The organism is Pseudomonas sp. NPDC089395 (assembly GCF_044749525.1).
GTDB lineage: Bacteria > Pseudomonadota > Gammaproteobacteria > Pseudomonadales > Pseudomonadaceae > Aquipseudomonas.
Window position 1 is genome coordinate 228,611 of the sequence record NZ_JBIVID010000008.1, and the last position, 23,324, is coordinate 251,934.

A 23,324-nucleotide genomic window follows, 5' to 3' on the forward strand; every position below is an offset into this window, starting at 1 on the left:
GCTGCTTTGCAGCCCTTTCGCGACACAAGGCCGCTCCTACAGGTACAGCGTGATCCCTGTAGGAGCGGCCTTGTGTCGCGAAAGGGCCGCGAAGCGACCCCTCCGATTACAACCCGTTACGCGCCTTGAACTCGCGACGACGACGGTGCAGCACCGGCTCGGTATAACCGTTCGGTTGCTTGGCACCCTCGACCACCAGCTCCACAGCCGCCTGGAACGCGACGTTGTCGTCGAAGTTCGGCGCCATCGGGCGGTACAGGGCGTCACCGGCGTTCTGCTTGTCGACCACTGCAGCCATGCGCTTGAGGCTTTCCAGCACCTGCTCCTGGCTGACCACGCCGTGGCGCAGCCAGTTGGCCAGCAGCTGGGCCGAAATACGCAGGGTGGCGCGGTCTTCCATCAGGCCGACATCGTTGATGTCCGGCACCTTCGAGCAACCGACGCCCTGGTCGATCCAACGCACCACGTAACCCAGGATGCCCTGGGCATTGTTGTCCAGCTCGTTGCGGATCTCTTCGGCCGACCAGTTGGTATCAGCAGCCAGCGGGATGGTCAGGATATCGTCCACCGAAGCCGGCACGCGCGACGCCAGTTCGCGCTGACGCGCCTGCACGTCGACCTTGTGGTAATGCAGGGCGTGCAGGGTGGCGGCGGTTGGCGACGGCACCCAGGCGGTGTTGGCGCCGGCCAGCGGGTGAGCGATTTTCTGCTCGAGCATGGCAGCCATCAGGTCCGGCATGGCCCACATGCCCTTGCCGATCTGCGCACGGCCTTGCAGGCCGGTGGCCAGGCCGACGTCGACGTTGTTGTTCTCGTAGGCGCCGATCCACTTCTCGTTCTTCATGGCGCCCTTGCGCACCACGGCGCCGGCTTCCATGGACGTGTGGATCTCGTCACCGGTACGGTCGAGGAAGCCGGTGTTGATGAATACCACGCGCTCGGCGGCCGACTTGATACAGGCCTTGAGGTTGACCGTGGTACGGCGCTCCTCGTCCATGATGCCGACCTTGACGGTGTTGCGCGGCATGCCCAGCAGGTCTTCGACGCAGCTGAAGATTTCGGCGGCGAACGCCACTTCTTCGGGGCCGTGCATCTTCGGCTTGACGATGTACACGCTGCCAGTGCGAGTGTTCTTGCGGCTGGTGTTGCCGTTGAGGTTGTGCAGGGCGATCAGGTTGGTGAACAGGCCGTCCTGGATACCTTCGGGGATTTCGTTGCCTTGGGCGTCGAGGATCGCCGGGTTGGTCATCAGGTGACCCACGTTGCGCACGAACAGCAGCGAACGACCGTGCAGGGTAACGCTGCCGCCATTGGGCGCGGCGTACTCGCGGTCCGGGTTCATGGTGCGGGTGAAGGTTTTGCCGCTTTTGCTCACGCTTTCGGCCAGGTCGCCTTTCATCAGGCCCAGCCAGTTGCGGTAGACGATGACCTTGTCGTCGGCATCGACAGCGGCGACCGAGTCTTCGCAGTCCATGATGGTGGTCAGTGCCGATTCCATCAGGATGTCTTTGACGCCGGCGGCGTCGGTGCTGCCGACCGGGGTGCTGGCGTCGACCTGGATCTCGAAGTGCAGGCCGTTGTGCTTGAGCAGTACGGCGGTCGGTGCGGCGGCGTCGCCATGGAAGCCGATCAGCTGGGCATCGTCACGCAGGCCGCTGTTGCTGCCGCCCTTGAGGGTGACAACCAGCTTGCCGCCTTCGATGCGGTAAGCGGTCGAGTCGACGTGCGAGCCGGCCGCCAGTGGCGCGGCTTCGTCGAGGAAGGCGCGGGCGAAGGCGATGACCTTGTCGCCACGGACCTTGTTGTAGCCTTGGCCTTTTTCCGCGCCGCCTTCATCGCTGATGGCGTCGGTGCCGTACAGCGCGTCGTACAGCGAGCCCCAGCGGGCGTTGGCGGCGTTCAGGGCGAAGCGGGCGTTCATCACCGGCACCACCAGCTGCGGGCCGGCCATGCGGGCGATTTCTTCGTCCACGTTCTGAGTGGTGGCCTGGAAGTCTTCGACTTGCGGCAGCAGGTAGCCGATTTCCTGGAGGAAGCTTTTGTAGGCTACGGCGTCATGGGCCTGGCCTTTTCGCGCCTGGTGCCAGGCGTCGATCTTGGCCTGCAGCTCGTCGCGCTTGGCGAGCAGGGCTTTGTTCTTTGGGGCGAGGTCGTTGATGATCTTTTCTGCCCCGGCCCAGAACGCATCGGCTTTGACGCCAGTTCCAGGGATCGCTTCGTTGTTGACGAAGTCGTACAGGGCCTTGGCGACCTGAAGGCCACCGACTTGAACGTATCCAGTCATTGCTTGCCTCACCTCTGCTCAGCTATTTCGCTTTCGCTCTTCTGTATTAAGCCTGTAGCGCTTCTCTAAACACGGCACCAGTGCTTGCTCTCGTCATCCACGAGCGCGGCTGGGTGCGGCTCGCCAGACAGGCTGGCGGGCGGTTGGCGTATTTTCACAGGCGCCTTGGCAGACATCGAAACGACGTTTTGTAGTCCGCGCCAGCGCATACTACATGAAGCAGCAGGCAGGTAAACATCAGACTCAAAGCGCCGCTCTGCGACCGTGTGGTCGCGTCGGGTCACGCTGGGAGTGGCTATGTTCGCAAAAAACCGGTGGATTGTTCCAGATAAATCTTGAAACAGTACACGATTAGTTCTGCGAACTGTCCTGCGGCAGGTTGCCGCGCCTTGCCTATACTGAATCGATCCCCCGTATTTACGCCGCTTCGGGCGGCCCGACGCAGAGGAAGGCGCTGTGGATCATCTTGTACTGACCGTGATTGCCCCTGACAAGGCCGGCCAGGTCGAACGCATTGCCCAGTGCATTGCCGACCATAACGGCAACTGGCTGGAGAGCCGCATGTCGCGCATGGCCGGGCAGTTCGCCGGGATCTTGCGAGTGGCGGTGCCGGCGGAGAATTACGATGAGCTGGTGAAGTCGCTGCAGGCGCTGAGCCAGTACAGTATTCGGGTGTTGATCGCTGAAAGCGGCATCGAACCCTCCTGCACCTGGAAGCCCATCGCGATGGAGCTGGTGGGCAATGACCGGCCAGGGATCGTGCGCGATATCACCCGTTTGCTGGCTGACCACGGCGTGAACCTGGAGCGCTTCACCACCGAGGTGCGCCCGGCACCGATGAGCAGTGAGCCGTTGTTCCATGCCGATGCCTTGCTGGCGCTGCCGTTGACCTTGTCGCTGGATGAGCTGCAGCAGAAGCTGGAGAGCCTGGCGGATGACTTGATGGTGGAGTTGAAGCTGCGGCCGGAGGATTGACCCTTCATTGCCCGCTCCCACAATAAAAGTCCACTCTGGACTTCTACGCAGCCCCGACTGTTATCCCGATATACCGGGGACGTCCCTGTGGATAAGCTGGGGGCGCACCTCGCCAGCCCAACAAGGCCGAGCCCTCCCGCCATTTGAGCAAAAAACACCCAGTTTTCAGTAGCTTGTGCACAAACCACGGGGACGAGGGTGTGGATAACCTTTGGAGATCTCTGTGCAGGCCACGAACGACGTGGCCTGCACAATTATGATCATTTTTTGATCAGGCACGCTTGCGCAGACTCAGCCACGCATCGACGCTGTACAGCGCCAAGCCCGCCCAGATGCACAGGAATGCCACCAGGCTGCTGGGTGACAAGTGCTCGTCGAACAGCCATACCGCCTGCATCAGCACCAGGGTAGGCGCCAGGTACTGCAGGAAGCCCAACGTGGTGTAGGGCAGGTGACGCGCCGCAGCGTTGAAGCACACCAGCGGTACCAGCGTCACCGGCCCCGCAGCCATCAGCCACAGCGCCTCACTGCTGCTGTAGAACGCCGGCTGAGCGCTCATTGCGGTGGGGTTCAACAACAGCCAGCCCAGCGCCAGCGGGACCAGCATCCAGGTTTCCACCACCAGCCCGGGCAGCGCCGCGACCGGCGCCTTTTTGCGAATCAGGCCGTAGAACCCGAAGCTCAGCGCCAGCGCCAGCGATACCCACGGCAAGCTGCCAACCTGCCATACCTGCTGCGCCACGCCGAGCGCCGCCAGGCCCACGGCCACCCATTGCAGGCGGCGCAGGCGCTCACCCAGCAACAGCATGCCCAGCAGCACGTTCACCAGCGGGTTGATGTAGTAGCCGAGGCTGGCCTCAAGCATGCGGCCGTTGTTCACCGACCACACGTAAGTCAGCCAGTTGCCGGCGATCAGCGACCCGCTGAGGGCCAGGATGGCCAGCCGCTGCGGGTTTTCGCGCAGCTCGCGCCACCAGCCGGGGTGTTTCCACACCAGCAGCAGCAGGGAGCCGAACAGGGCTGACCAGAGCACCCGGTGGACAATGATCTCCACCGAGGGAACGTTCTGAATGGCTTTGAAGTACAGCGGGAACAAGCCCCAGATGATGTAGGCGCCAAGGCCCAGAATGTACCCGTGGCGCGGGTTTGCGGCGTGCATGCAGAATCCTTGCTTAGGAAGCTAATTGAAGCGACGCCTATTGTAGACAGAGCGAGGCGCGCTTCTAGAACAATTTCAGCGGTTGTTCATCCAGCGCGGCCAGTTGTTCGCGCAGGGCGAGAATCTGGTCGCCCCAATAACGTGGCTGGCCGAACCACGGGAAGCTCGGCGGGAACGCCGGGTCGTCCCAGCGCCGCGCCAGCCAGGCGCTGTAGTGCAACTGGCGCAGGGCACGCAGCGGCTCGATCAGGGGCAGCTCGCGCGGATCGAAATCGTGAAACTCGTTGTAGCCATCGATCAGCTCTGCCAGTTGTCCCATGCGCTCTTCGCGGCTGCCGGCGAGCATCATCCACAAGTCCTGCACCGCCGGGCCCATGCGGCAGTCATCGAGGTCGACGACGTGGTAGACATCGTCGCGGTGCATCAGGTTGCCGGGGTGCAGGTCGCCATGCAGGCGGATGACCTTGTGGGGCGTGCGGGCGTAGGCGTCTTCGACGCGCTTGAGCAGGTCGCGGGCTACGGACTCGAACGCTGGCAGCAGGTCTTTGGGGACGAAGCCGCCGTCGAGCAAGGTGGCCAACGAGGCGTGGCCGAAGTTGTCCACAGCCAATGCCTCACGGTGTTCGAACGGGCGTGCCGCGCCCACGGCGTGCAGGCGGCCAAGCAGTTGGCCGAGGCGGTAGAGCTGGTCGAGGTTGCCGGGTTCCGGTGCGTGCCCGCCACGACGGGGGAACAAGGTGAAGCGAAAACCCTGGTGCTCGAACAAGGTCTGTCCTTCGTGCTGCAGCGGGGCGACCACGGGGACTTCCAGGTCGGCGAGCTCGGCGCTGAAGCGGTGCTCTTCGAGAATCGCTGCGTCGCTCCAGCGGCCCGGGCGGTAGAACTTGGCGATCAGTGGCTGCGCATCCTCGATGCCTACCTGGTAGACGCGGTTCTCGTAGCTGTTCAGCGCGAGGACGCGGGCGTCGCTGAGAAAGCCGAGGCTTTCCACGGCATCTAGGACCAGGTCGGGGGTGAGGGTGGAGAAGGGGTGCGACATGAGTGCTCCGGGGTGGGCTGCAAGGGCTCATGGTATCAGTGCCGGCCCCTTCGCGGGACAAGCCCGCTCCCACAGGATCCCCGCCGAGTGTACCTGTGGGAGCGGGCTTGCCCCGCGAACCGCGCGAAGCGCGGCCAGCCTAAACAGGTACCCCTAGCAATACGCTGGAGGGATGGAACTGCACACGCACCTCGCTCCCCGCCTGCAGCGGGTGCTGCGCAAGCCACTGCACCTCGGCAAAGGCATACAGCGTCTGCCCGTTGCTCAGCGCCAAGCGCACTTCACTGGGTTCATGCCCGTCTTCAAGTACCTCTTCGACGGTCGCCTTGAGCACATTGCTACCGGCTTCGGCGTCGTCGCGTGCGCCCAGCAATTGCACCCAGCCCGCCTTGAGCAGCGCCACCACCACGGTGCCCAGTGTCAACTCCAGGCGCTCGGTGCTGTCGTGGGTGATCAACGCGTCGATCTCCAGCCCGCCGCCCAGGGCCAGGCTCACCCGATCATGCCGGCCTTCGCGGCGCAGACCGCTGACCTGGCCTTGCAGCTGATTGCGGGCGCTGGTGCGCAGCATCAGGCGCCCGAGCAAGTCGAGGTCGCTGGATTCTTCGGCAGCTTCCAGCAGCTGTGCCTGCAGGTTCTGCAGGCGTTGATACAGGCGCAGCACGCGCTCGCCTTCGGCCGACAGCCGTGCACCACCACCACCGCGTCCGCCGGTGCTGCGCTCGACCAGGGGTTGGCTTGCCAGGTTGTTGAGTTCGTCGATGGCGTCCCAGGCGGCCTTGTAGCTGATACCGGCGGCCTTGGCGGCGCGGGTGATCGAGCCTTGATCGGCGATGTGCTGCAGCAAGGCGATGCGCTGGGGGCGGCGGGCAATGTGTTGGGTGAGCAGGGCGGGCAGGGACATGATGGCGCCTATCTGGGACTGACCCGTCAAGCTTGCCCCGGTTTTGCCGTGCGTGCCAGGCAATACACATCGATCCGGCCTGCCCCGGCCCGGCGCAACAGCTGGGCGATGGCCTGCGCGGTGGCGCCGGTGGTCAGCACATCATCGACCACAGCCACGTGCATGCCTGCGAGCGATACTTCATCGGCCAGCGCGAAAGCCTGGCGCAGATTGCGCCGGCGCGCCCTGGCATCCAGGCTTTGCTGGGCAGGTGTCTCGCGTGTACGCAGCAACAACCGGTCATTGCAACGGATGCCCAAGCCTTTCGACAGCCAGCGCGCCAGCATGCCGGCCTGGTTGAAGCCGCGCTCGCGCAGTCGACGCCTGGCCAGCGGTACAGGCAACAACAGCGCGGGCTTCAACAGGCCTTCCTGAAAGCGATGGCGCAGGTTCAGGCTCAGCAGTTCGGCCATCAGGCGGCCCACAGGCCATTGACTGTCGTGCTTGAAGCGGTTGACCAGCGTGTCCAGCGGAAACCCGTAGTGCCAGGGCGCGATGACCTGATCGAAGGCGGGCGCGTGGCGGCTGCATTGGCCGCAGGTGAGGCCGGCCATCGGCAAGGGGAGTGCGCAGCGCAGGCAGTATTCGTCCAGCCACGGCAACTCATGCTCGCAAGCGCCACAAAGCGGGTAGGGCTGCTCGGCCCGTTCGTTGCAGAGAGAACATGAGTGATCAATATTCGTACACTTGTAAACCAGCGACTTTAACCATGGTTGACAGTTCATAGGCCTTCAATGACTATGCGAGCTATCCGTGATGCGCTGGCGGGCACTTGTGCCTCGGCGCCAGCTACAGCCTAAACAAGGAAACGCCGATGAGCGCCAGCACAACTGCAACAACACGTCACGACTGGTCTCTGCCTGAGGTCAAGGCACTGTTCCAGCAACCGTTCAACGACTTGCTGTTCCAGGCGCAGACTGTGCACCGCGCGCACTTCGACCCGAACCGAGTACAGGTTTCGACGCTGCTGTCGATCAAGACCGGCGCCTGCCCTGAAGATTGCAAATATTGTCCGCAGTCCGGCCACTACAACACCGGGCTGGAAAAACAGAAGTTGATGGAAGTACAGAAGGTGCTGGAAGAAGCCGCACGGGCCAAGGCCATCGGCTCTACCCGCTTCTGCATGGGCGCCGCCTGGAAGCACCCGTCCGCCAAGGACATGCCCTATGTGCTGGAGATGGTCAAAGGGGTGAAGGCCATGGGCCTGGAAACCTGCATGACCCTCGGCAAGCTCGACCAGGAGCAGACCGCGGCCCTGGCCCAGGCCGGCCTGGACTACTACAACCACAACCTCGATACCTCGCCGGAGTTCTACGGCAGCATCATCACTACCCGTACCTACAGCGAGCGCCTGCAGACCCTGGCCTACGTCCGTGATGCCGGGATGAAGATCTGCTCCGGTGGCATCCTGGGCATGGGCGAATCGCTCGATGACCGCGCCGGCCTGCTGATCCAGCTGGCCAACCTGCCCGAGCACCCGGAATCGGTACCGATCAACATGCTGGTGAAGGTAGCCGGCACGCCGTTGGCCGAGGAAGAAGATGTCGACCCGTTCGATTTCATCCGCATGCTGGCAGTGGCGCGCATCCTCATGCCCAAGTCCCACGTTCGGCTGTCCGCCGGCCGCGAGCAGATGAACGAGCAGATGCAGGCCCTGGCCTTCATGGCCGGTGCCAACTCGATCTTCTACGGTGAAAAGCTGCTGACCACCGCCAACCCGCAGGCCGACAAGGACATGCAGTTGTTCGCTCGTCTGGGCATCAAGCCCGAAGCGCGCGAAGAACATGCCGACGAAGTGCACCAGGCCGCCATCGAGCAGGCGCTGGTCGAGCAACGCAGCAGCGAGCTGTTCTACGACGCTGCGTCTGCCTGAGATGGCCTTCGATCTGGCGGCGCGCCTGGCCGAACGGCGCGCCGCAGACCTGTATCGGCAGCGGCCGTTGCTGGAAACCCCGCAGGGGCCGCAAGTGGTGGTCGACGGTCAGCCGTTGTTGGCCTTCTGCAGCAATGACTACCTGGGCCTTGCCAACCATCCCGAGGTCATTGCCGCCTGGCAGGCCGGCGCCGAGCGCTGGGGTGTCGGTGGTGGCGCCTCGCACCTGGTGATCGGCCACAGCACGCCGCACCATGCCGTCGAAGAGGCGCTGGCCGAATTGACCGGTCGCCCGCGCGCCCTGCTTTTTTCCACCGGCTACATGGCCAACCTCGGTGCCATCACCGCTTTGGTGGGGCAGGGCGACACCGTGCTGCAGGACCGCCTGAACCACGCGTCCTTGCTCGATGGTGGCTTGCTCAGCGGTGCGCGCTTCAGCCGCTACCTGCACAACGATGCGGCCAGCCTGGCCAGCCGTCTGGACAAAGCTGTCGGCAACACACTGGTGGTGACCGACGGGGTGTTCAGCATGGACGGCGACCTCGCTGACTTGCCGGCACTGGCCAAGGTCGCGCGCTCGCGCGGTGCCTGGCTGATGGTCGACGACGCTCACGGTCTGGGCACCTTGGGCGCTCAGGGTGGCGGTATCGTCGAGCACTTCGGCCTGGGCATCGATGACGTGCCGGTGTTGATCGGCACCTTGGGCAAGGCGTGCGGCACCTCAGGTGCCTTCGTCGCCGGCAGCGAAGCGTTGATCGAGGCGCTGGTACAGTTCGCCCGGCCCTACATCTACACCACCAGTCAGCCGCCGGCACTGGCCTGCGCAACGCTCAAGAGCCTGGAGCTGCTGCGCCGCGAAACCTGGCGGCGTGAGCACCTGGCTGCGTTGATTCACCAGTTCCGCGAAGGCGCCGAGCAGATCGGACTGCAACTGCTGGACAGCCCGACGCCGATTCAGCCGATCCTGATTGGCGACAGTGCACAGGCCCTGCGGCTGTCGCGAATGCTGCGCGAGCGTGGGCTTCTGGTAACCGCGATCCGTCCACCCACCGTACCTGTCGGCAGCGCACGCCTGCGCGTGACCCTGAGCGCTGCGCACAGTGAGGCGCAGGTACAGCTATTGTTGAATGCATTGGCCGAGTGTTATCCACAGCTGGAGGCCGCCGATGCGTAACCGACTGATCCTTCTGCCTGGCTGGGGGCTGGGCACCGCCGCACTGGAGCCGCTGGCCGCCAGCCTGCGGGCGCAGGATGCGCGCCTGCAGGTCGAGCTGATGCCGTTGCCGGAACTGGCCGACGCCGATGTGCAAGCCTGGGTAGACCACCTTGACCGCAAACTGCCTTCCGATACCTGGCTGGGTGGCTGGTCGTTCGGTGGCATGCTTGCCAGCGAGCTGGCGCGCAAGCGCGGCGACCATTGTTGCGGGTTGCTGACCCTGGCCAGCAACCCCTGTTTCGTCGCTCGCCCGGGCTGGCCTGGCATGGCCGAAGATACCTTCGGCACCTTCCTGGATGGTTGCCGAAGTCACGCGTCGGTGACCCTCAAGCGTTTTCGCAGCTTGTGCAGCGACGGCGCCCAACAACCGCGCACGCTGTTGCGCCAGCTGGGCGTCGGTGTGCCGGATACCGATCCGCTGTACCTGGCTACTGGGCTTGAAGTACTGGCCAAGCTGGATACCCGTGAAGCGTTGCAGGCCTACGGCGGCCCGCAGCTGCACCTGTTCGCCGGCAGCGATGCGCTGGTGCCGGCCGAAGCGGCCAAAGCCCTGAGCGAGCTGCTGCCCGACATTGAAGTCGGTCTGGTCGAAGACAGTTCCCACGCCTTCCTGCTGGAATATCCTCAGGAGCTGGCGGCGGGCATCAAGAGTTTCCTGCATGAGAGTGGCGATGACTGACCTTTCCCGTCCAACCTTGCCCGGTGCGCTGCCGGACAAGCGCCAGGTGGCCGCCTCGTTTTCCCGTGCGGCGTCCAGCTACGACAGCGTGGCGGCCCTTCAGCGCGCGGTGGGCGAGAGCCTGCTGAAGCAGCTGCCGGGCGACCTGGCGCCCTCGCGCTGGCTCGACCTGGGCAGTGGCACCGGCCACTTCAGCCGGGTGCTGGCCGAGCGTTTCGCGTCTGCCAGCGGTGTGGCGGTGGATATCGCCGAAGGCATGCTGCGCCATGCTCGCGGCGAACAGGCTGGCGCTGCCTATCATGTGGCCGGGGATGCCGAGCGCTTGCCGCTGCGCGACGCCAGTGTCGACCTGGTGTTTTCCAGCCTGGCGGTGCAGTGGTGCGGCCAGTTCGCCAGCGTATTGAACGAGGCGCAACGGGTGTTGCGACCCGGTGGCGTGCTGGCCTTCAGCAGCCTGTGTGTCGGCACGCTCGATGAGCTGCGCGCCAGTTGGCAGGCGGTGGATGGCATGGTGCATGTGAACCGCTTCCGCCAGTTCGAGGACTATCAGCGCCTGTGCGCGGCCAGTGGTTTCGAGCAGGTCGGCCTGCAGCGGCGGGCGCATGTGCTGCATTACCCGGATGTGCGCAGCCTTACCCATGAACTCAAGGCGCTGGGCGCCCACAATCTCAACCCAGGGCGGCCTTCCGGGCTGACCGGGCGCGCCCGCATGCAAGGTTTGCTGCAGGCATACGAGGCGTTTCGTAAGCCCCAAGGACTGCCAGCCACCTACCAGGTGGTCTATGGTGTGATGCGCAAGCCACGGGCATGAGAGGAGTGACATGAGCCAAGCCTATTTCATCGCCGGCACCGACACGGATGTTGGCAAGACCACCATCGCGGCAGGGCTGCTGCATGCGGCACGGCTGCAGGGCCTGAGCACTCTGGGTGCCAAGCCGGTGGCCTCCGGCTGCACGGTCACCGCCAAAGGCCTGCGCAATGCCGATGCCCAAGCCTTGATCGACGAAAGCACGCTGAAGCTTGAGTATGAAGCGGTCAACCCATTTGCCTTCGAGCCAGGCATTGCGCCCCACGTGGCCGCACGCGAGGCCGGTGTGGTGCTGGAAGTGCCGGCCCTGCTGAACGCCATGCGCTATGTACTGGACCAAGGGGCGGATTTCACCCTGGTCGAAGGCGCGGGGGGCTGGCGGGTGCCATTGTCCAATCATGCCAACCTCTCCGACCTGGCGATTGCCTTGAAGCTGCCGGTGATCCTGGTCGTGGGCGTGCGCCTGGGCTGCATCAACCATGCCTTGCTCAGTGCCGAAGCGATCGCGCGCGATGGGCTGCAACTGGCGGGCTGGGTGGCCAACATCATCGAACCGCGTACATCAAGACTTGAAGAGAACCTTGCCAGCCTGGCGGAACGCCTGCCGGCACCCTGCCTTGGGCGCGTGCCCAGGCTCAAGGTGGCCACTGCGGATGCGGTGGCGGAGCACCTGCAGCTGGACTTGCTGGATTAGCAGGCATCACCCTGGTCTATCAGCTAGCACTAGGCCATTAGGGATTTAAACGGGCCTTTTGGGCCTTGGCCTGCTTTAATTCAGTCTGTTTCAATCCAGCGATACTGGAGTACTGACATGGAAATCACCGGCAACTCCGCCTACTACGCCGGCCTCAGCGCCATCCACACGGGTCAGAACCGAATCGACCTGGCCGCCGGCCAGATCGCCAGCACCACCGTCGAGCGAGCCGCCACCAGCCAGTCCAGCGACTTTCAGGCCGAACGCCTGCGCGCGGTCGATCGCAGCCAGCAGATGGACCTGGCCACCAGCACTGTGCAGCTGGCCTTGGGCAAGACCGAAGCCGAACTCGGCACGAAGGTCGCCAAGGCGTCCGACGAAATGCTCGGTCGCTTCATCGACACCTACGCCTGATTTCGAAAGCACTGCGGACATCTTTTGTGGGAGCGGGCTTGCTCCGCGAATGCGCCATGACAGACAACTTTTCGCTGTCTGGGCTGGCGCATTCGCGGGGCAAGCCTGCTCCCACAGTCGTTTTAAGCACCTGTTTTTCTGAAATGGCATAAATGCCATTTTTCGTGGCGTTAATGGCACTACTGCCCCTCCTTGACTCCGGTCGTGCTAAACGTTAGTTTCAAACAACTGTTTGACCGAAAGCCACCAAGAGCTGGTCGGTATCAGCGGTCTCCCTACCGAACTCATCACAGAGGTTCCTCGCAATGCCTGATTACAAAGCCCCCTTGCGTGATATTCGTTTCGTCCGCGACGAGCTGCTCGGCTACGAGGCGCACTATCAGAGCCTGCCGGGTTGCCAGGACGCCACGCCCGACATGGTCGACGCGATCCTCGAAGAAGGCGCGAAGTTCTGTGAGCAGGTGCTGGCCCCGCTGAACCGTGTCGGCGACCTGGAAGGTTGCACTTGGAGCGAGTCGGGCGTGAAAACGCCGACCGGCTTCAAGCAAGCCTACGAGCAGTTCGTCGAAGGTGGCTGGCCGAGCCTGGCGCACGACGTCGCCCACGGCGGCCAAGGCCTGCCAGAGTCGCTGGGCCTGGCCCTGAGCGAAATGGTCGGCGGCGCCAACTGGTCGTGGGGCATGTACCCAGGCCTGTCCCATGGCGCGATGAACACCATCTCGGCCCACGGCACCGAAGAGCAGCAGCACACCTACCTGACCAAACTGGTCAGCGGCGAGTGGACCGGCACCATGTGCCTGACCGAACCACACTGCGGCACCGACCTGGGCATGCTGCGCACCAAGGCCGAGCCGCAAGCCGACGGTTCGTACAAAGTGTCCGGCACCAAGATTTTCATTTCCGCAGGTGAGCACGACATGGCCGATAACATCGTCCATATCGTCCTGGCCCGCCTGCCCGATGCACCCGCTGGCACCAAGGGCATCTCGCTGTTCATCGTGCCGAAGTTCCTGCCCAACGCCGAAGGCGGCGTGGGTGAGCGCAACGGCGTGAGCTGCGGCTCCCTCGAACACAAGATGGGCATCCACGGCAACGCCACCTGCGTGATGAACTTCGACAGCGCCACCGGCTACCTGATCGGCCCGGCCAACAAGGGCCTGAACTGCATGTTCACCTTCATGAACACCGCGCGCCTGGGCACTGCACTGCAGGGCCTGGCACACGCCGAAGTGGCGTTCCAGGGTGGCTTGAAATACGCCCGTGACCGCTTGCAGATGCGCTCCCTGACCGGCCCGAAAGCGCCAGACAAGGCCGCCGACCCGATCATCGTCCACCCGGACGTGCGTCGTATGCTGCTGACCATGAAAGCCTTCGCCGAGGGCAACCGGGCGATGGTGTACTTCACCGCCAAGCAGGTGGACATCGTCAAGTACAGCCAGGACGAGGAAGAGCGCAAGAAGGCCGACGCCCTGCTGGCGTTCCTGACGCCGATCGCCAAGGCCTTCATGACCGAAGTCGGTTTCGAGGCTGCCAACCATGGCGTGCAGATCTACGGTGGCCACGGCTTCATCGCCGAGTGGGGCATGGAGCAGAACGTGCGCGACAGCCGTATCTCCATGCTGTACGAGGGCACCACGGGTATCCAGGCACTCGACCTGCTCGGCCGTAAAGTGCTGATGACCCAGGGCGAAGCGCTCAAGGGCTTCACCAAGATCGTGCACAAGTTCTGCCAGGCCCAGGAAGGCGTCGATGCGCTCAAGGAGTTCGTCGAACCCCTGGCCGCGCTGAACAAGGAGTGGGGCGAGTTGACCATGAAGGTCGGCATGGCGGCGATGAAAGACCGCGAAGAAGTGGGTGCCGCTTCGGTGGACTACCTGATGTATTCCGGTTATGCCTGCCTGGCCTACTTCTGGGCCGACATCGCCCGCCTGGCTGCCGAGAAACTGGCAGCCGGCACCAGCGAGGAGGCGTTCTACACCGCCAAGCTGCAGACTGCGCGCTTCTACTTCCAGCGCATCCTGCCGCGTACCCGTACGCATGTGGCGACCATGCTGTCGGGTGCGAATAACCTGATGGACATGAAGGAAGAGGACTTCTCGCTGGGTTATTAAGCCTGGGTGAAGTAATCAAGAAACGCCGCTCCTAGTGAGCGGCGTTTTTTTTGGCGATTTAAAAATGGCGTAGGGGAAATCCAATAGCCAATGCTGACGCAGTACAACTTGCGCGCACGTGCAGTTATTCATGTTTTTTGAATTACATCTGAGTCAGGACTCAGGCTGGCTCCAACTATTGATTGCCGATCAGTATGAGTTAGCAATTACATTGCCAAATTCCTGAAGCTTCTATTTTCGGCGCTCACGCGGCTCCAGTGAGCGCTGGCTACAGGGTTTCGGGGAATGGCACCCAATAATGGTGGGGAACTAACACCGGAATTGAGGAAGCGGGGTTGTCAGAATTTATTGGCATGATCCTGTAAATGAGTCGGTATAAAAATACTGAAAGTTTTTTCAGCTGAAATACTTTGTTACAGCTATGTTGGCATTAAGCGCACTGCGTGCGTGAACGATCAGTTTTAAAAACAACCTGAGCCAAGAGATTACCTTGCCAGCGAGGCCTTGCGCTGCCCAAACAACGTTCAGTTGAAGTGGGTGAAGCTGCAAGCTGCAAGATGGAATAGCAGATGAGTTCATCTCGACACAGGCAAAAAACGGAGCTGGCTACTCCGTGCTGAATCGGGAAGTTCATCATGGCTGAATATTTGAGAACGTTGCGAATCCCCCGCCTGGCCTGCGCGATAGCGATGACCCTCGCCGCTGTCGGCATGCCGTTCATGAGCGTTCGGGCTGCGGACCCGGCCGAGCCCCCTGCGCCAGCGCCGGAAGTCCCCAGTCTGAACTCACTGCGTGGCATGATCCCGCCGGATCCTTCAGGTACCGAGGATGGCCGCAAGGTCGACCTGATGTCCGACTACGTGACCAATCGTGTGGCAGCAATCACGTTGGGCAAGGCCCTGTTCTGGGACATGGCAATCGGCAGCGACGGCACCACCGCCTGCGCTTCCTGCCACTACCACGCGGGTGTCGATCACCGGGTCACCAACCAGATCAACCCCGGCCAGGCCAATTCCAATGCGAACGTTGCATCGATCTTCAACAAGCCGTTCACGGCCGCCGATATTCCTGGCGACGTGCCCAGCTACGCCACCCGCTCCGGTGGCAAGGGCGGCCCGAACTACACATTGAAAAAAGGGGACTTCCCGACCCACGTGCTGGCCAATCCACTGGATCGCAACTCGATGATTGTCTACTCCACGGATGACGTCATCGGCTCACAAGGCGTGATCGAGGCCAACTTCGTCAAACCCCGGCAATCGCGCTTCGACCAATGCACACGGCAACCTGACGGGATTTTCCAGGTGGGCGGTATCAACGTGCGGCGCAGCACCGGGCGCAATGCGCCTTCGGTCATCAATGCGGCCTTTAACGTCCGCAACTTCTGGGATGGTCGGGCCAATAACGTGTTCAACGGCTTCTCACCGTTCGGTAATCGCGACCCGGACGCCGCCATCTTCGTGACCAATGATCGCAGTGGCGTGGCAGTCAAGGCACGACTGGCCCTCAAGGATGCCTCGGCGGCCTCGCAAGCCGTGGGGCCTCCCGGCAGCGCGGTGGAAATGTCCTGTGGCGGGCGTACCTTCGCTGACATCGGTCGGCGCATGCTCGACACCATGATGCTCAGGGGGCAAAAAATCTCGCCCACCGATTCGGTGCTCGGGCCCGTCTCCAGTGCCCGCCGGCCGACCTATCGCGAGCTGATCAAGAACGCATTCCAGCCACGCCTGTGGAATGCCACGCAACAGGTATCGCTGGGCGGTCAGCCCTACAGCCAGATGGAAGCGAACTTCTCGCTGTTCTTCGGGCTGGCGATTCAGATGTACGAGGCCACGTTGATCTCCGACCAGGCACCCCTGGATGCCTATTTGCAGGGCAACCTCAGCGCCATGAACGCTCAGCAGGTGAAAGGCATGGACCTGTTCCTGGGCAAAGGCAAGTGTGTGGCCTGCCATGGTGGCGCGGAGTTGACCAACGCGGCCAGCCGGCTGCTGTTCGAGCCTCGTGAGCGCATCGAGCGCATGGTCATGGCGGACGGTTTGACCACGCTCTACGACAACGGTTTCTACAACACCGGTGTGCGCCCGACCTCGGAAGACCTGGCGCTGGGCGCTTCGGACGCCTGGGGCAATCCATTGTCGTTCACCCGTCAATACAACACTGTGCTGCAAGGCGGGAATATCCCTGACCCACTGGATGTCGATGTCTGCACCTTCGAGGCGCCGCTGAGCGCAGCGGTCCCTTGCGACGCGACACTCAAGCCCAGTGTCGGTTTCCGCGACTCGGTCGATGGTGCTTTCAAGACCCCGACGCTGCGTAACATTGCGTTGACCGGGCCGTATTTCCACAATGGCAGCCGGGCAACGCTGCAACAGGTCATGGAGTTCTACAACCGCGGCGGCGACCGCCGTGGCGAAGACGCCAGCAACACCAGCGGTTTCGAACATCCGGCAGTCAATCAGCACAACGGCTCCAACCTTGACCCGGACATGACCCCGCTGAACCTGACCCCGGATGAAGTGGATGCACTGGTCAAGTTCATGGAGGTCGGCTTGCTTGATCCGCGAGTCGCGTGGGAACGGGCACCGTTCGATCACCCCTCACTGATGCTGCCACAGGGTGAGAAGGGCGATGAGAACTCCGTCGCGCAGGGTTCGACGTCCCCCTCTCGACCAGCGCAGGACGCCATTTTCCAACTCAATGCCGTGGGGGCCGAAGGTCGCTCCGCTCTGCAGGGGCCACTGCTGCCATTCAACAACGACTTGTAACAACACATTGCATCACTGGCGTGTGATGGAAACCCGCCTACCCACAGTGGTAGGCGGGTTTTCATGCTTTGGGTCGCAGCGCGAGCCCTGAGGTCCAGTTACAAGAAAAGCTCAAGCCCTCCACCCCTGCTGCCGTTAATCACCTTTGTCCTCATCTATTCATGTGCGCTGCCGATGAAGTAGAGGCACAATGCCATTATTGATCTGCCGGGTTGGAGATTACCCTTGTTTCGTCCAAACGCTGTACGCGCTAGCCACTTTCTGCCTTCGTTGTTTCTGTTGCTGGCAGGGCTTGCGGCGGCTTACGTAAGAGACCTCAACGTCTTCTTCACTTCACTGTTCAACGTGCTGCCCACGTTGGTGCTATTGCTGGGTGGTGCTTATTGCGCCGTATACCGTCGCCAGCGCGAACTGTTTCTGATGGTCACGGTGTACATCGCTTATTTCTTGCTCGATACCCAGACCGATTATTACCGCGACAATGGACGGGTGCGTGAAGACGCGGCGGTGATCTTCCACCTCGTCTGCCTGCTGTTACCGGCATTGTTCGGTCTGTTCGGTGCCTGGCAGGAGCGAACCCACCTTGCCCAGGACCTGCTTGCCCGGTTCGCCGTGCTGTTCGCCGTTGGCAGCGTCGCGGTGGCGTTGGAGCAGAGTTTCCCCGACGCCTTGCTGGCCTGGTTGGCGGAGATCCGCTGGCCATCGCTGCATGGCCAGTGGATGAGCTTGATCCAGATGGTCTATCCGCTGTTCATCGGTGTCTTCATCCTGCTCGTGGTGCAATACCTGCGCGAGCCGAGGCCCTTGCACGCCGCCCAGCTGATCGGCCTGGTGGGTATTTTCTGGATGCTGCCCAAGACGTTCATCCTGCCGTTCACCCTGAACATCATGTGCAGCCAGGTGATGCTGATGATCGCTGCCGCGGTATCCCATGAGGCCTACCAGATGGCCTTCCGTGACGAGCTGACGGGGCTGCCGGGGCGCCGCGCCTTGAATGAGCGCATGCAACGTCTGGGACGCAATTATGTGATCGCCATGACCGACGTCGACCACTTCAAGAAATTCAACGACACCCACGGCCACGACGTGGGCGACCAAGTGCTGCGCCTGGTCGCCAGCCGCTTGTCGAAAATTACCGGAGGCGGCCGTGCCTATCGCTATGGCGGCGAGGAGTTCGCCCTGGTATTCGCGGGCAAGTCCGCAGAGGAATGCGTGCCGCATGTGGAAGCGGTGCGCGAGATGATCGCCAACTATGCCATGCAGTTGCGCGACCAGAACAACCGCCCGCAAGACGACTCTGCGGGGCGTCAACGCCGCGCCGGCAGTGGCGGTGGAGCGGTGTCGGTGACCATCAGCATCGGCGTGGCAGAGCGTCAGATCGACCACCGAAACCCGGAGGAAGTGCTCAAGTCCGCCGACCAGGCCCTCTACAGTGCCAAGGGTGCCGGGCGTAATTGCGTCATGGTTCATGGGCAACAATCGCAGCGTGGGGCGGTACGGACTGCGTGACCGAACATGACTTATTGGTCGCTTGATGACCCTATGTCTCTAAAAAGTTGTTCGGTTACACTTGATTTCAACCCCGAGCCGCGGTCCCTTCGGACCGCCCCCGACCCCGACTAGCGAGAGGTTGTCATGGCAGACTACAAAGCACCATTGCGCGACATGCGCTTCGTTCTGAATGAAGTCTTCAACGTGGCCGAGCAGTGGGCACAACTGCCCGAGCTGGCCGAGGCGGTCGATGCCGACACCGCCATGGCCGTGCTGGAAGAGGCCGGCAAGGTCACCAGCAAAAGCATTGCTCCGCTCAGCCGCGCCGGCGACGAAGAAGGCTGCCACTGGGACAATGGCGCCGTGCGCACGCCCGCTGGTTTCATCGAGGCCTACAAGACCTACGCCGAAGGCGGTTGGGTAGGTGTGGGCGGTGACCCGCTGTTCGGCGGCATGGGCATGCCCAAGGCCATCTCCGCGCAGGTCGAGGAAATGGTCAATGCGTCGAGCCTGGCCTTCGGCCTGTACCCGATGCTGACCGCTGGCGCCTGTCTGTCGATCAACGCTCACGCCAGCGAGGCGCTCAAGGAAAAGTACCTGCCGAACATGTATGCCGGCGTGTGGGCCGGTTCCATGTGCCTGACCGAGCCCCATGCCGGTACCGACCTGGGCATCATCCGCACCAAGGCCGAGCCCCAGGCCGATGGCAGCTACAAAGTCAGCGGCACCAAGATCTTCATCACCGGCGGCGAGCACGACCTGACCGAGAACATCATCCACCTGGTGCTGGCCAAGCTGCCGGACGCACCGGCAGGTCCCAAGGGCATTTCGCTGTTCCTGGTGCCGAAGTTCCTGGTCAATGAGGACGGCAGCCTCGGCGCGCGCAACCCGGCCAATTGCGGCTCGATCGAGCACAAGATGGGTATCCAGGCGTCGGCCACCTGTGTGATGAACTTCGATGAGGCCGTGGGCTACATCGTCGGCGAGCCGAACAAGGGCCTGGCCGCGATGTTCACCATGATGAACTACGAGCGTTTGGGTGTTGGCATCCAGGGCTTGGCCACGGCGGAACGTTCCTACCAGAACGCCGTGGAGTACGCTCGCGACCGCTTGCAGAGCCGCGCCCCTGTTGGCCCTCAGGCCAAGGACAAGGTCGCCGACCCGATCATCGTGCACCCTGACGTGCGCCGCATGCTGCTCACCATGAAAGCCCAGATCGAGGGTGGCCGCGCCTTCTCCACCTACGTGGCGATGCAGCTGGACAGCGCCAAGTACAGCGAAGACCCGGCCACGCGCAAACGCAGCGAAGAGTTGGTAGCACTGCTGACGCCGGTGGCCAAGGCGTTCCTCACCGACCTGGGGCTGGAGTGCACGGTGCATGGCCAACAGGTATTCGGCGGCCACGGCTACATTCGCGAGTGGGGCCAGGAGCAGTTGGTGCGCGACGTGCGCATTACCCAGATCTACGAAGGCACCAACGGTATCCAGGCCTTGGACCTGATGGGGCGCAAGGTGGTGGCCAGCGGTGGTGCGTACTACCGACTGTTCTCTGGTGAAATCCGCCAGTTCATTGCCACTGCTGGCGGCGAGCTGGACGAGTTTGCCAAACCGCTGGCGGCCTACCTGGACCAGCTCGATGGGCTGACCGAATGGGTGCTGGAGCAGGCCAAGGGCAACCCGAATGAAATTGGCGCTGCGTCGGTCGACTATCTGAATGCCTTCGGTTATGTCGCCTATGCCTACATGTGGGCGTTGATGGCGCGGGCAGCCAAGGCGGGCGAGGGCGATGAGGCGTTCTACTCGGCCAAGCTGGGCACTGCGCGGTTCTATTTCGCCCGCTTGTTGCCGCGTGTGACCTCGCTGGTGGCGTCGGTGAAGGCGGGGAGCGAGTCCCTGTACCTGCTGGACGCCGAGCAATTCTGATTGTTGGAGGTCGCGTGTAAGCCTTTTCCTACATGACGTGGTGACTTTTCGCCACTGGCCTCAGATTGGATCCACAGTTACTCTTTCTTACATGGACGTTGCGCAGGAAGCGCAAAGGACAGAACAGGGACAACGAAGGATTTCCTGCCAGGGTGGCGGGGCGATAGGGATGTCACAGGGAAACAGTCTGGAAAACCCCGCTTAGGCGGGGTTTTCTTTGTGCGCGTGTTTTAGCCGAGCACATCCAGCGGCGAGGTGCCCAGCGGTCTTGCATCGGCTTCTTCCTCCAGCAGATTGCGCAGCAACTCCACCGAAGCCTGTTGCCGCTGGGCGTCACGGAACACCAGGCCAACCTTGAGCGGAACGCGCGGTTCGCTCAACGGCTTCCACAGCAGCCCTTGGTCATCTTCGGCGGCATCCTTGGCCCGCCCGGGCAGGATCGTGGCCAACGCGGTATGGGCCAGGCTGTCGAGAATCCCCGCCATGTTGTTCATTTCTGCCTGAACCTGAGGCCGGCGGCCCTGGCTGGCGAGCTGCTCCTTCCAGATCTGGCGGATCTGGAATTCCTCGCCCAGCATCAGCATGGGCAACTCTGCGGCCTGACGGATGGATACCTTTTTGAAGTCCTTCAATGGATGGGTATCCGGGATGACCAGCTGCAGCTCGTCTTCATACAGCAGCATGCCGTGCAGGCCGGGCTGGCGCGGAGGCAGGTAGCTGATGCCGATGTCCAGGCTGCCATTGAGCAGGCGCCGTTCGATCTCCAGCCCCGACAGTTCATAGATCTGCACCACAAGGTGCGGCTGAGCCTTGCGCACCCGCTCCAGCAACTGCGGCACCAGGCTCGGCCGCACCGTTTGCAGCACGCCGATGGCCAGCGTGCGCAGTGACTGTCCCTTGAAGTTGCGCATCGCCTCATGGGCCCGTTGCAATCCGTCCAGCAAGGGCAGGGCATGGTTGTACAAGGTGTGCGCCGCCAGGGTGGGCAGCAGGCGTTTGTTGCTGCGTTCGAACAGGCTTAGGTCGAGGCTGTGTTCGAGCTGGCGAATCTGTTGCGAGAGTGCCGGCTGAGACAGTGACAGGCGTTCGGCAGCGCGGCCGACATGGCCTTCTTCATACACCGCGACGAAATAACGCAGTTGGCGAAAATCCATAACTAACACTTATCGAAAAAGCTGGAAAAACGGAATGGCCGCAAGCGCTGCCGAAGCCTAGTCTATCGCGGCATTGCAACGGGTTACAGCGAGCATTTGCTGGATTGTTACCCCGTTTGAAAAACACTTTTGATAGGCAAGGCAAAATTATCAAGTGCCGGCAGCAAGACCGGACCCTGGCCGCCCTTTACCGTGATTGGTTGGAGCCCCGATGAACCTGTTCAACCTGCGCCGCTCGGCCCCTGCCGCGGTTGCCGAGCCTAGGCGTGCGCCGGTGATCGAAGCAGACGCCCCGGCACCGTCTCGCGAGCGCCTGATGCCAGGCAGCGCGCGTGCCGAGCACGTATTCGTGCGTGGTCAGGGTTCGTGGTTGTGGGATAACGAAGGGCGCGCCTACCTGGATTTCACCCAGGGTTGTGCGGTCAACAGCCTTGGCCATAGCCCTAGCGTGCTGGTCAAGGCGCTGGGCAATCAGGCCCAGGCGTTGATCAACCCGGGCGCCGGTTACCACAACCGCGGCCTGTTGGCTTTGGTCGATCGCTTGTGCGAGAGCACCGGCAGCGACCAGGCTTACCTGCTCAACAGCGGCGCCGAAGCCTGTGAAGGGGCGATCAAGCTGGCGCGCAAGTGGGGCCAGCGGCACCGCAACGGGGCCTATCACATCATCACCGCCAGCCAGGGCTGTCATGGCCGCAGCCTGGGCGCGCTTTCGGCATCCGACCCGTTGCCGTGCAACCGTTGCGAACCTGGCCTGCCCGGTTTCAGCAAGGTGCCCTTCAACGACCTGGCGGCGCTGCATGCGCAAGTCGACTCGCGCACGGTGGCGATCATGCTCGAACCGATTCAGGGTGAAGCAGGTGTCATCCCGGCGACCAAAGCGTACCTGCAGGGTGTCGAAAAGCTGTGCCGCGAGCTGGGCATCCTGCTGATCCTCGACGAGGTGCAGACCGGCATCGGCCGCTGTGGCGCGTTGCTGGCCGAGGAAACCTATGGTGTGCGCGCCGACATCATCACCTTGGGCAAGGGCCTGGGTGGTGGCGTGCCGCTGGCCGCCCTGCTGGCCCGGGGCAGTGCCTGCTGTGCCGAGCCCGGTGAGCTGGAGGGCAGCCACCACGGCAATGCGCTGATGAGCGCAGCTGGCCTGGCGGTGCTCGACACCGTGCTGGAGCCGGGCTTCTTCGAGCATGTGCAGGACAGTGGCCGCCACCTGCGCGATGGCCTGAGCCGCCTGGCCGGTCGCTATGGCCAGGGCGAGGTGCGCGGCCAGGGCCTGCTCTGGGCCCTGCAGTTGCAGGAAAACCTGGCCCATGACCTGGTCCAGGCGGCCTTGCACGAAGGCCTGCTGCTCAATGCGCCGCAAGCGGATGTGGTGCGCTTTTCGCCGGCACTGACCGTGAGCAAGGGCAACATCGAAGAGATGCTGCTGCGCCTGGCCCGGGCCTTCGCCCGCCTGCATGCGCAACAGCATGCACGCCGCGAAGTATCGGCGTAACACGAATTCAACGAACCGTCTGGCGTTTCTGCGCATCGCCCTTGGCCTGTTTCATTTGGCCAGGGGCGTTTTTTTTTGCCTGTGGAACCTCTGTCTGGCGCGGCTAGTCTCTGTTTAGACCCTTTGAGGAGAGACTCGCATGGACTTCGTACGCATCATCATCGCCATCATCCTCCCGCCGCTGGGCGTGTTCCTGCAGGTGGGGTTCGGCGGGGCGTTCTGGCTGAACATTCTGCTGACCTTGCTGGGGTACATTCCGGGCATCGTGCATGCGGTGTACATCATCGCCAAGCGCTAGCCT

At 62.8% G+C, this 23,324-nt stretch carries 19 protein-coding genes; 13 read left to right on the forward strand and 6 right to left on the reverse strand.

Annotation, left to right across the window (positions count from 1 at the left end; genetic code table 11):
• Positions 1-106 precede the first annotated feature (106 nt).
• Entirely contained in the window at positions 107-2,284 is a 2,178-nt protein-coding gene (locus tag ACIPZG_RS18690) for a malate synthase G (RefSeq protein WP_400716014.1), read from the reverse strand.
• 456 nt (positions 2,285-2,740) lie between these two features.
• On the opposite strand from ACIPZG_RS18690, the gene ACIPZG_RS18695 reads away from it, so the two are divergent.
• The gene (locus tag ACIPZG_RS18695) at positions 2,741-3,259 is read left to right on the forward strand and encodes a glycine cleavage system protein R (RefSeq protein WP_008095353.1); all 519 of its coding nucleotides are present in this window, start codon (positions 2,741-2,743) and stop codon (positions 3,257-3,259) included.
• Positions 3,260-3,530: 271 nt separating this feature from the next.
• On the opposite strand, the gene rarD is transcribed toward ACIPZG_RS18695, so the two are convergent.
• The 4 genes from rarD to ACIPZG_RS18715 all read right to left on the reverse strand — a co-directional run bounded on the left by rarD (position 3,531) and on the right by ACIPZG_RS18715 (position 7,125).
• Positions 3,531-4,418, reverse strand: coding sequence for an EamA family transporter RarD (rarD, locus tag ACIPZG_RS18700; protein WP_400716016.1), 888 nt, complete (start codon positions 4,416-4,418; stop codon positions 3,531-3,533).
• Positions 4,419-4,482: 64 nt separating this feature from the next.
• Positions 4,483-5,457: a serine/threonine protein kinase gene (locus ACIPZG_RS18705; RefSeq protein WP_400716018.1), complete on the reverse strand. Its 975-nt coding sequence runs from the start codon at positions 5,455-5,457 to the stop codon at positions 4,483-4,485.
• A gap of 139 nt (positions 5,458-5,596) precedes the next feature.
• Positions 5,597-6,361, reverse strand: coding sequence for a TOBE domain-containing protein (locus tag ACIPZG_RS18710; RefSeq protein WP_400716020.1), 765 nt, complete (start codon positions 6,359-6,361; stop codon positions 5,597-5,599).
• A gap of 26 nt (positions 6,362-6,387) precedes the next feature.
• Positions 6,388-7,125, reverse strand: a complete 738-nt coding sequence (locus ACIPZG_RS18715; RefSeq protein WP_400716022.1) for a double zinc ribbon domain-containing protein — start codon at positions 7,123-7,125, stop codon at positions 6,388-6,390.
• 89 nt (positions 7,126-7,214) lie between these two features.
• Here ACIPZG_RS18715 and bioB point away from each other — a divergent pair, with 89 nt between their 5' ends.
• The 10 genes from bioB (at position 7,215) to ACIPZG_RS18765 (ending at position 20,377) form a co-directional block, all read left to right on the forward strand.
• On the forward strand, positions 7,215-8,273 hold the full coding sequence (gene bioB / locus ACIPZG_RS18720) for a biotin synthase BioB (protein ID WP_008095345.1): 1,059 nt from the start codon (positions 7,215-7,217) through the stop codon (positions 8,271-8,273).
• A 1-nt stretch (position 8,274) separates the two neighbouring features.
• Positions 8,275-9,447, forward strand: coding sequence for an 8-amino-7-oxononanoate synthase (gene bioF, locus ACIPZG_RS18725; RefSeq protein ID WP_400716024.1), 1,173 nt, complete (start codon positions 8,275-8,277; stop codon positions 9,445-9,447).
• Positions 9,440-10,168, forward strand: coding sequence for an alpha/beta fold hydrolase (locus ACIPZG_RS18730; protein ID WP_400638878.1), 729 nt, complete (start codon positions 9,440-9,442; stop codon positions 10,166-10,168). The genes bioF and ACIPZG_RS18730 overlap by 8 nt, the downstream gene beginning before the upstream one ends.
• Positions 10,161-10,979, forward strand: coding sequence for a malonyl-ACP O-methyltransferase BioC (gene bioC / locus ACIPZG_RS18735; RefSeq protein WP_400716026.1), 819 nt, complete (start codon positions 10,161-10,163; stop codon positions 10,977-10,979). The genes ACIPZG_RS18730 and bioC overlap by 8 nt, the downstream gene beginning before the upstream one ends.
• 10 nt (positions 10,980-10,989) lie before the next feature.
• The gene (gene bioD / locus ACIPZG_RS18740) at positions 10,990-11,670 is read left to right on the forward strand and encodes a dethiobiotin synthase (RefSeq protein ID WP_008095337.1); all 681 of its coding nucleotides are present in this window, start codon (positions 10,990-10,992) and stop codon (positions 11,668-11,670) included.
• A gap of 117 nt (positions 11,671-11,787) precedes the next feature.
• Positions 11,788-12,084: a pyrroloquinoline quinone biosynthesis protein PqqE gene (locus ACIPZG_RS18745; RefSeq protein ID WP_400716028.1), complete on the forward strand. Its 297-nt coding sequence runs from the start codon at positions 11,788-11,790 to the stop codon at positions 12,082-12,084.
• A 305-nt stretch (positions 12,085-12,389) separates the two neighbouring features.
• Positions 12,390-14,195, forward strand: a complete 1,806-nt coding sequence (locus tag ACIPZG_RS18750; RefSeq protein WP_008095332.1) for a phenylacyl-CoA dehydrogenase — start codon at positions 12,390-12,392, stop codon at positions 14,193-14,195.
• Between the two features lie 635 nt (positions 14,196-14,830).
• Complete coding sequence (locus tag ACIPZG_RS18755) at positions 14,831-16,963, forward strand: cytochrome-c peroxidase (RefSeq protein ID WP_400716029.1); 2,133 nt, start codon at positions 14,831-14,833, stop codon at positions 16,961-16,963.
• Positions 16,964-17,188: 225 nt separating this feature from the next.
• Entirely contained in the window at positions 17,189-18,472 is a 1,284-nt protein-coding gene (locus tag ACIPZG_RS18760) for a diguanylate cyclase (RefSeq protein WP_400716031.1), read from the forward strand.
• Positions 18,473-18,598: 126 nt separating this feature from the next.
• Complete coding sequence (locus ACIPZG_RS18765; protein ID WP_400716033.1) at positions 18,599-20,377, forward strand: acyl-CoA dehydrogenase C-terminal domain-containing protein; 1,779 nt, start codon at positions 18,599-18,601, stop codon at positions 20,375-20,377.
• A gap of 230 nt (positions 20,378-20,607) precedes the next feature.
• Here ACIPZG_RS18765 and ACIPZG_RS18770 read toward each other — a convergent pair whose 3' ends face one another.
• The gene (locus ACIPZG_RS18770) at positions 20,608-21,531 is read right to left on the reverse strand and encodes a LysR family transcriptional regulator (RefSeq protein ID WP_400638883.1); all 924 of its coding nucleotides are present in this window, start codon (positions 21,529-21,531) and stop codon (positions 20,608-20,610) included.
• A 211-nt stretch (positions 21,532-21,742) separates the two neighbouring features.
• Between ACIPZG_RS18770 and ACIPZG_RS18775 the strand changes: the two genes are divergently transcribed.
• Together ACIPZG_RS18775 and ACIPZG_RS18780 are read left to right on the forward strand one after the other, a co-directional pair.
• Positions 21,743-23,023: an aspartate aminotransferase family protein gene (locus tag ACIPZG_RS18775; protein ID WP_400716035.1), complete on the forward strand. Its 1,281-nt coding sequence runs from the start codon at positions 21,743-21,745 to the stop codon at positions 23,021-23,023.
• A 139-nt stretch (positions 23,024-23,162) separates the two neighbouring features.
• Positions 23,163-23,321, forward strand: a complete 159-nt coding sequence (locus ACIPZG_RS18780; RefSeq protein WP_008095322.1) for a YqaE/Pmp3 family membrane protein — start codon at positions 23,163-23,165, stop codon at positions 23,319-23,321.
• The last annotated feature ends 3 nt before the right edge of the window (positions 23,322-23,324 follow it).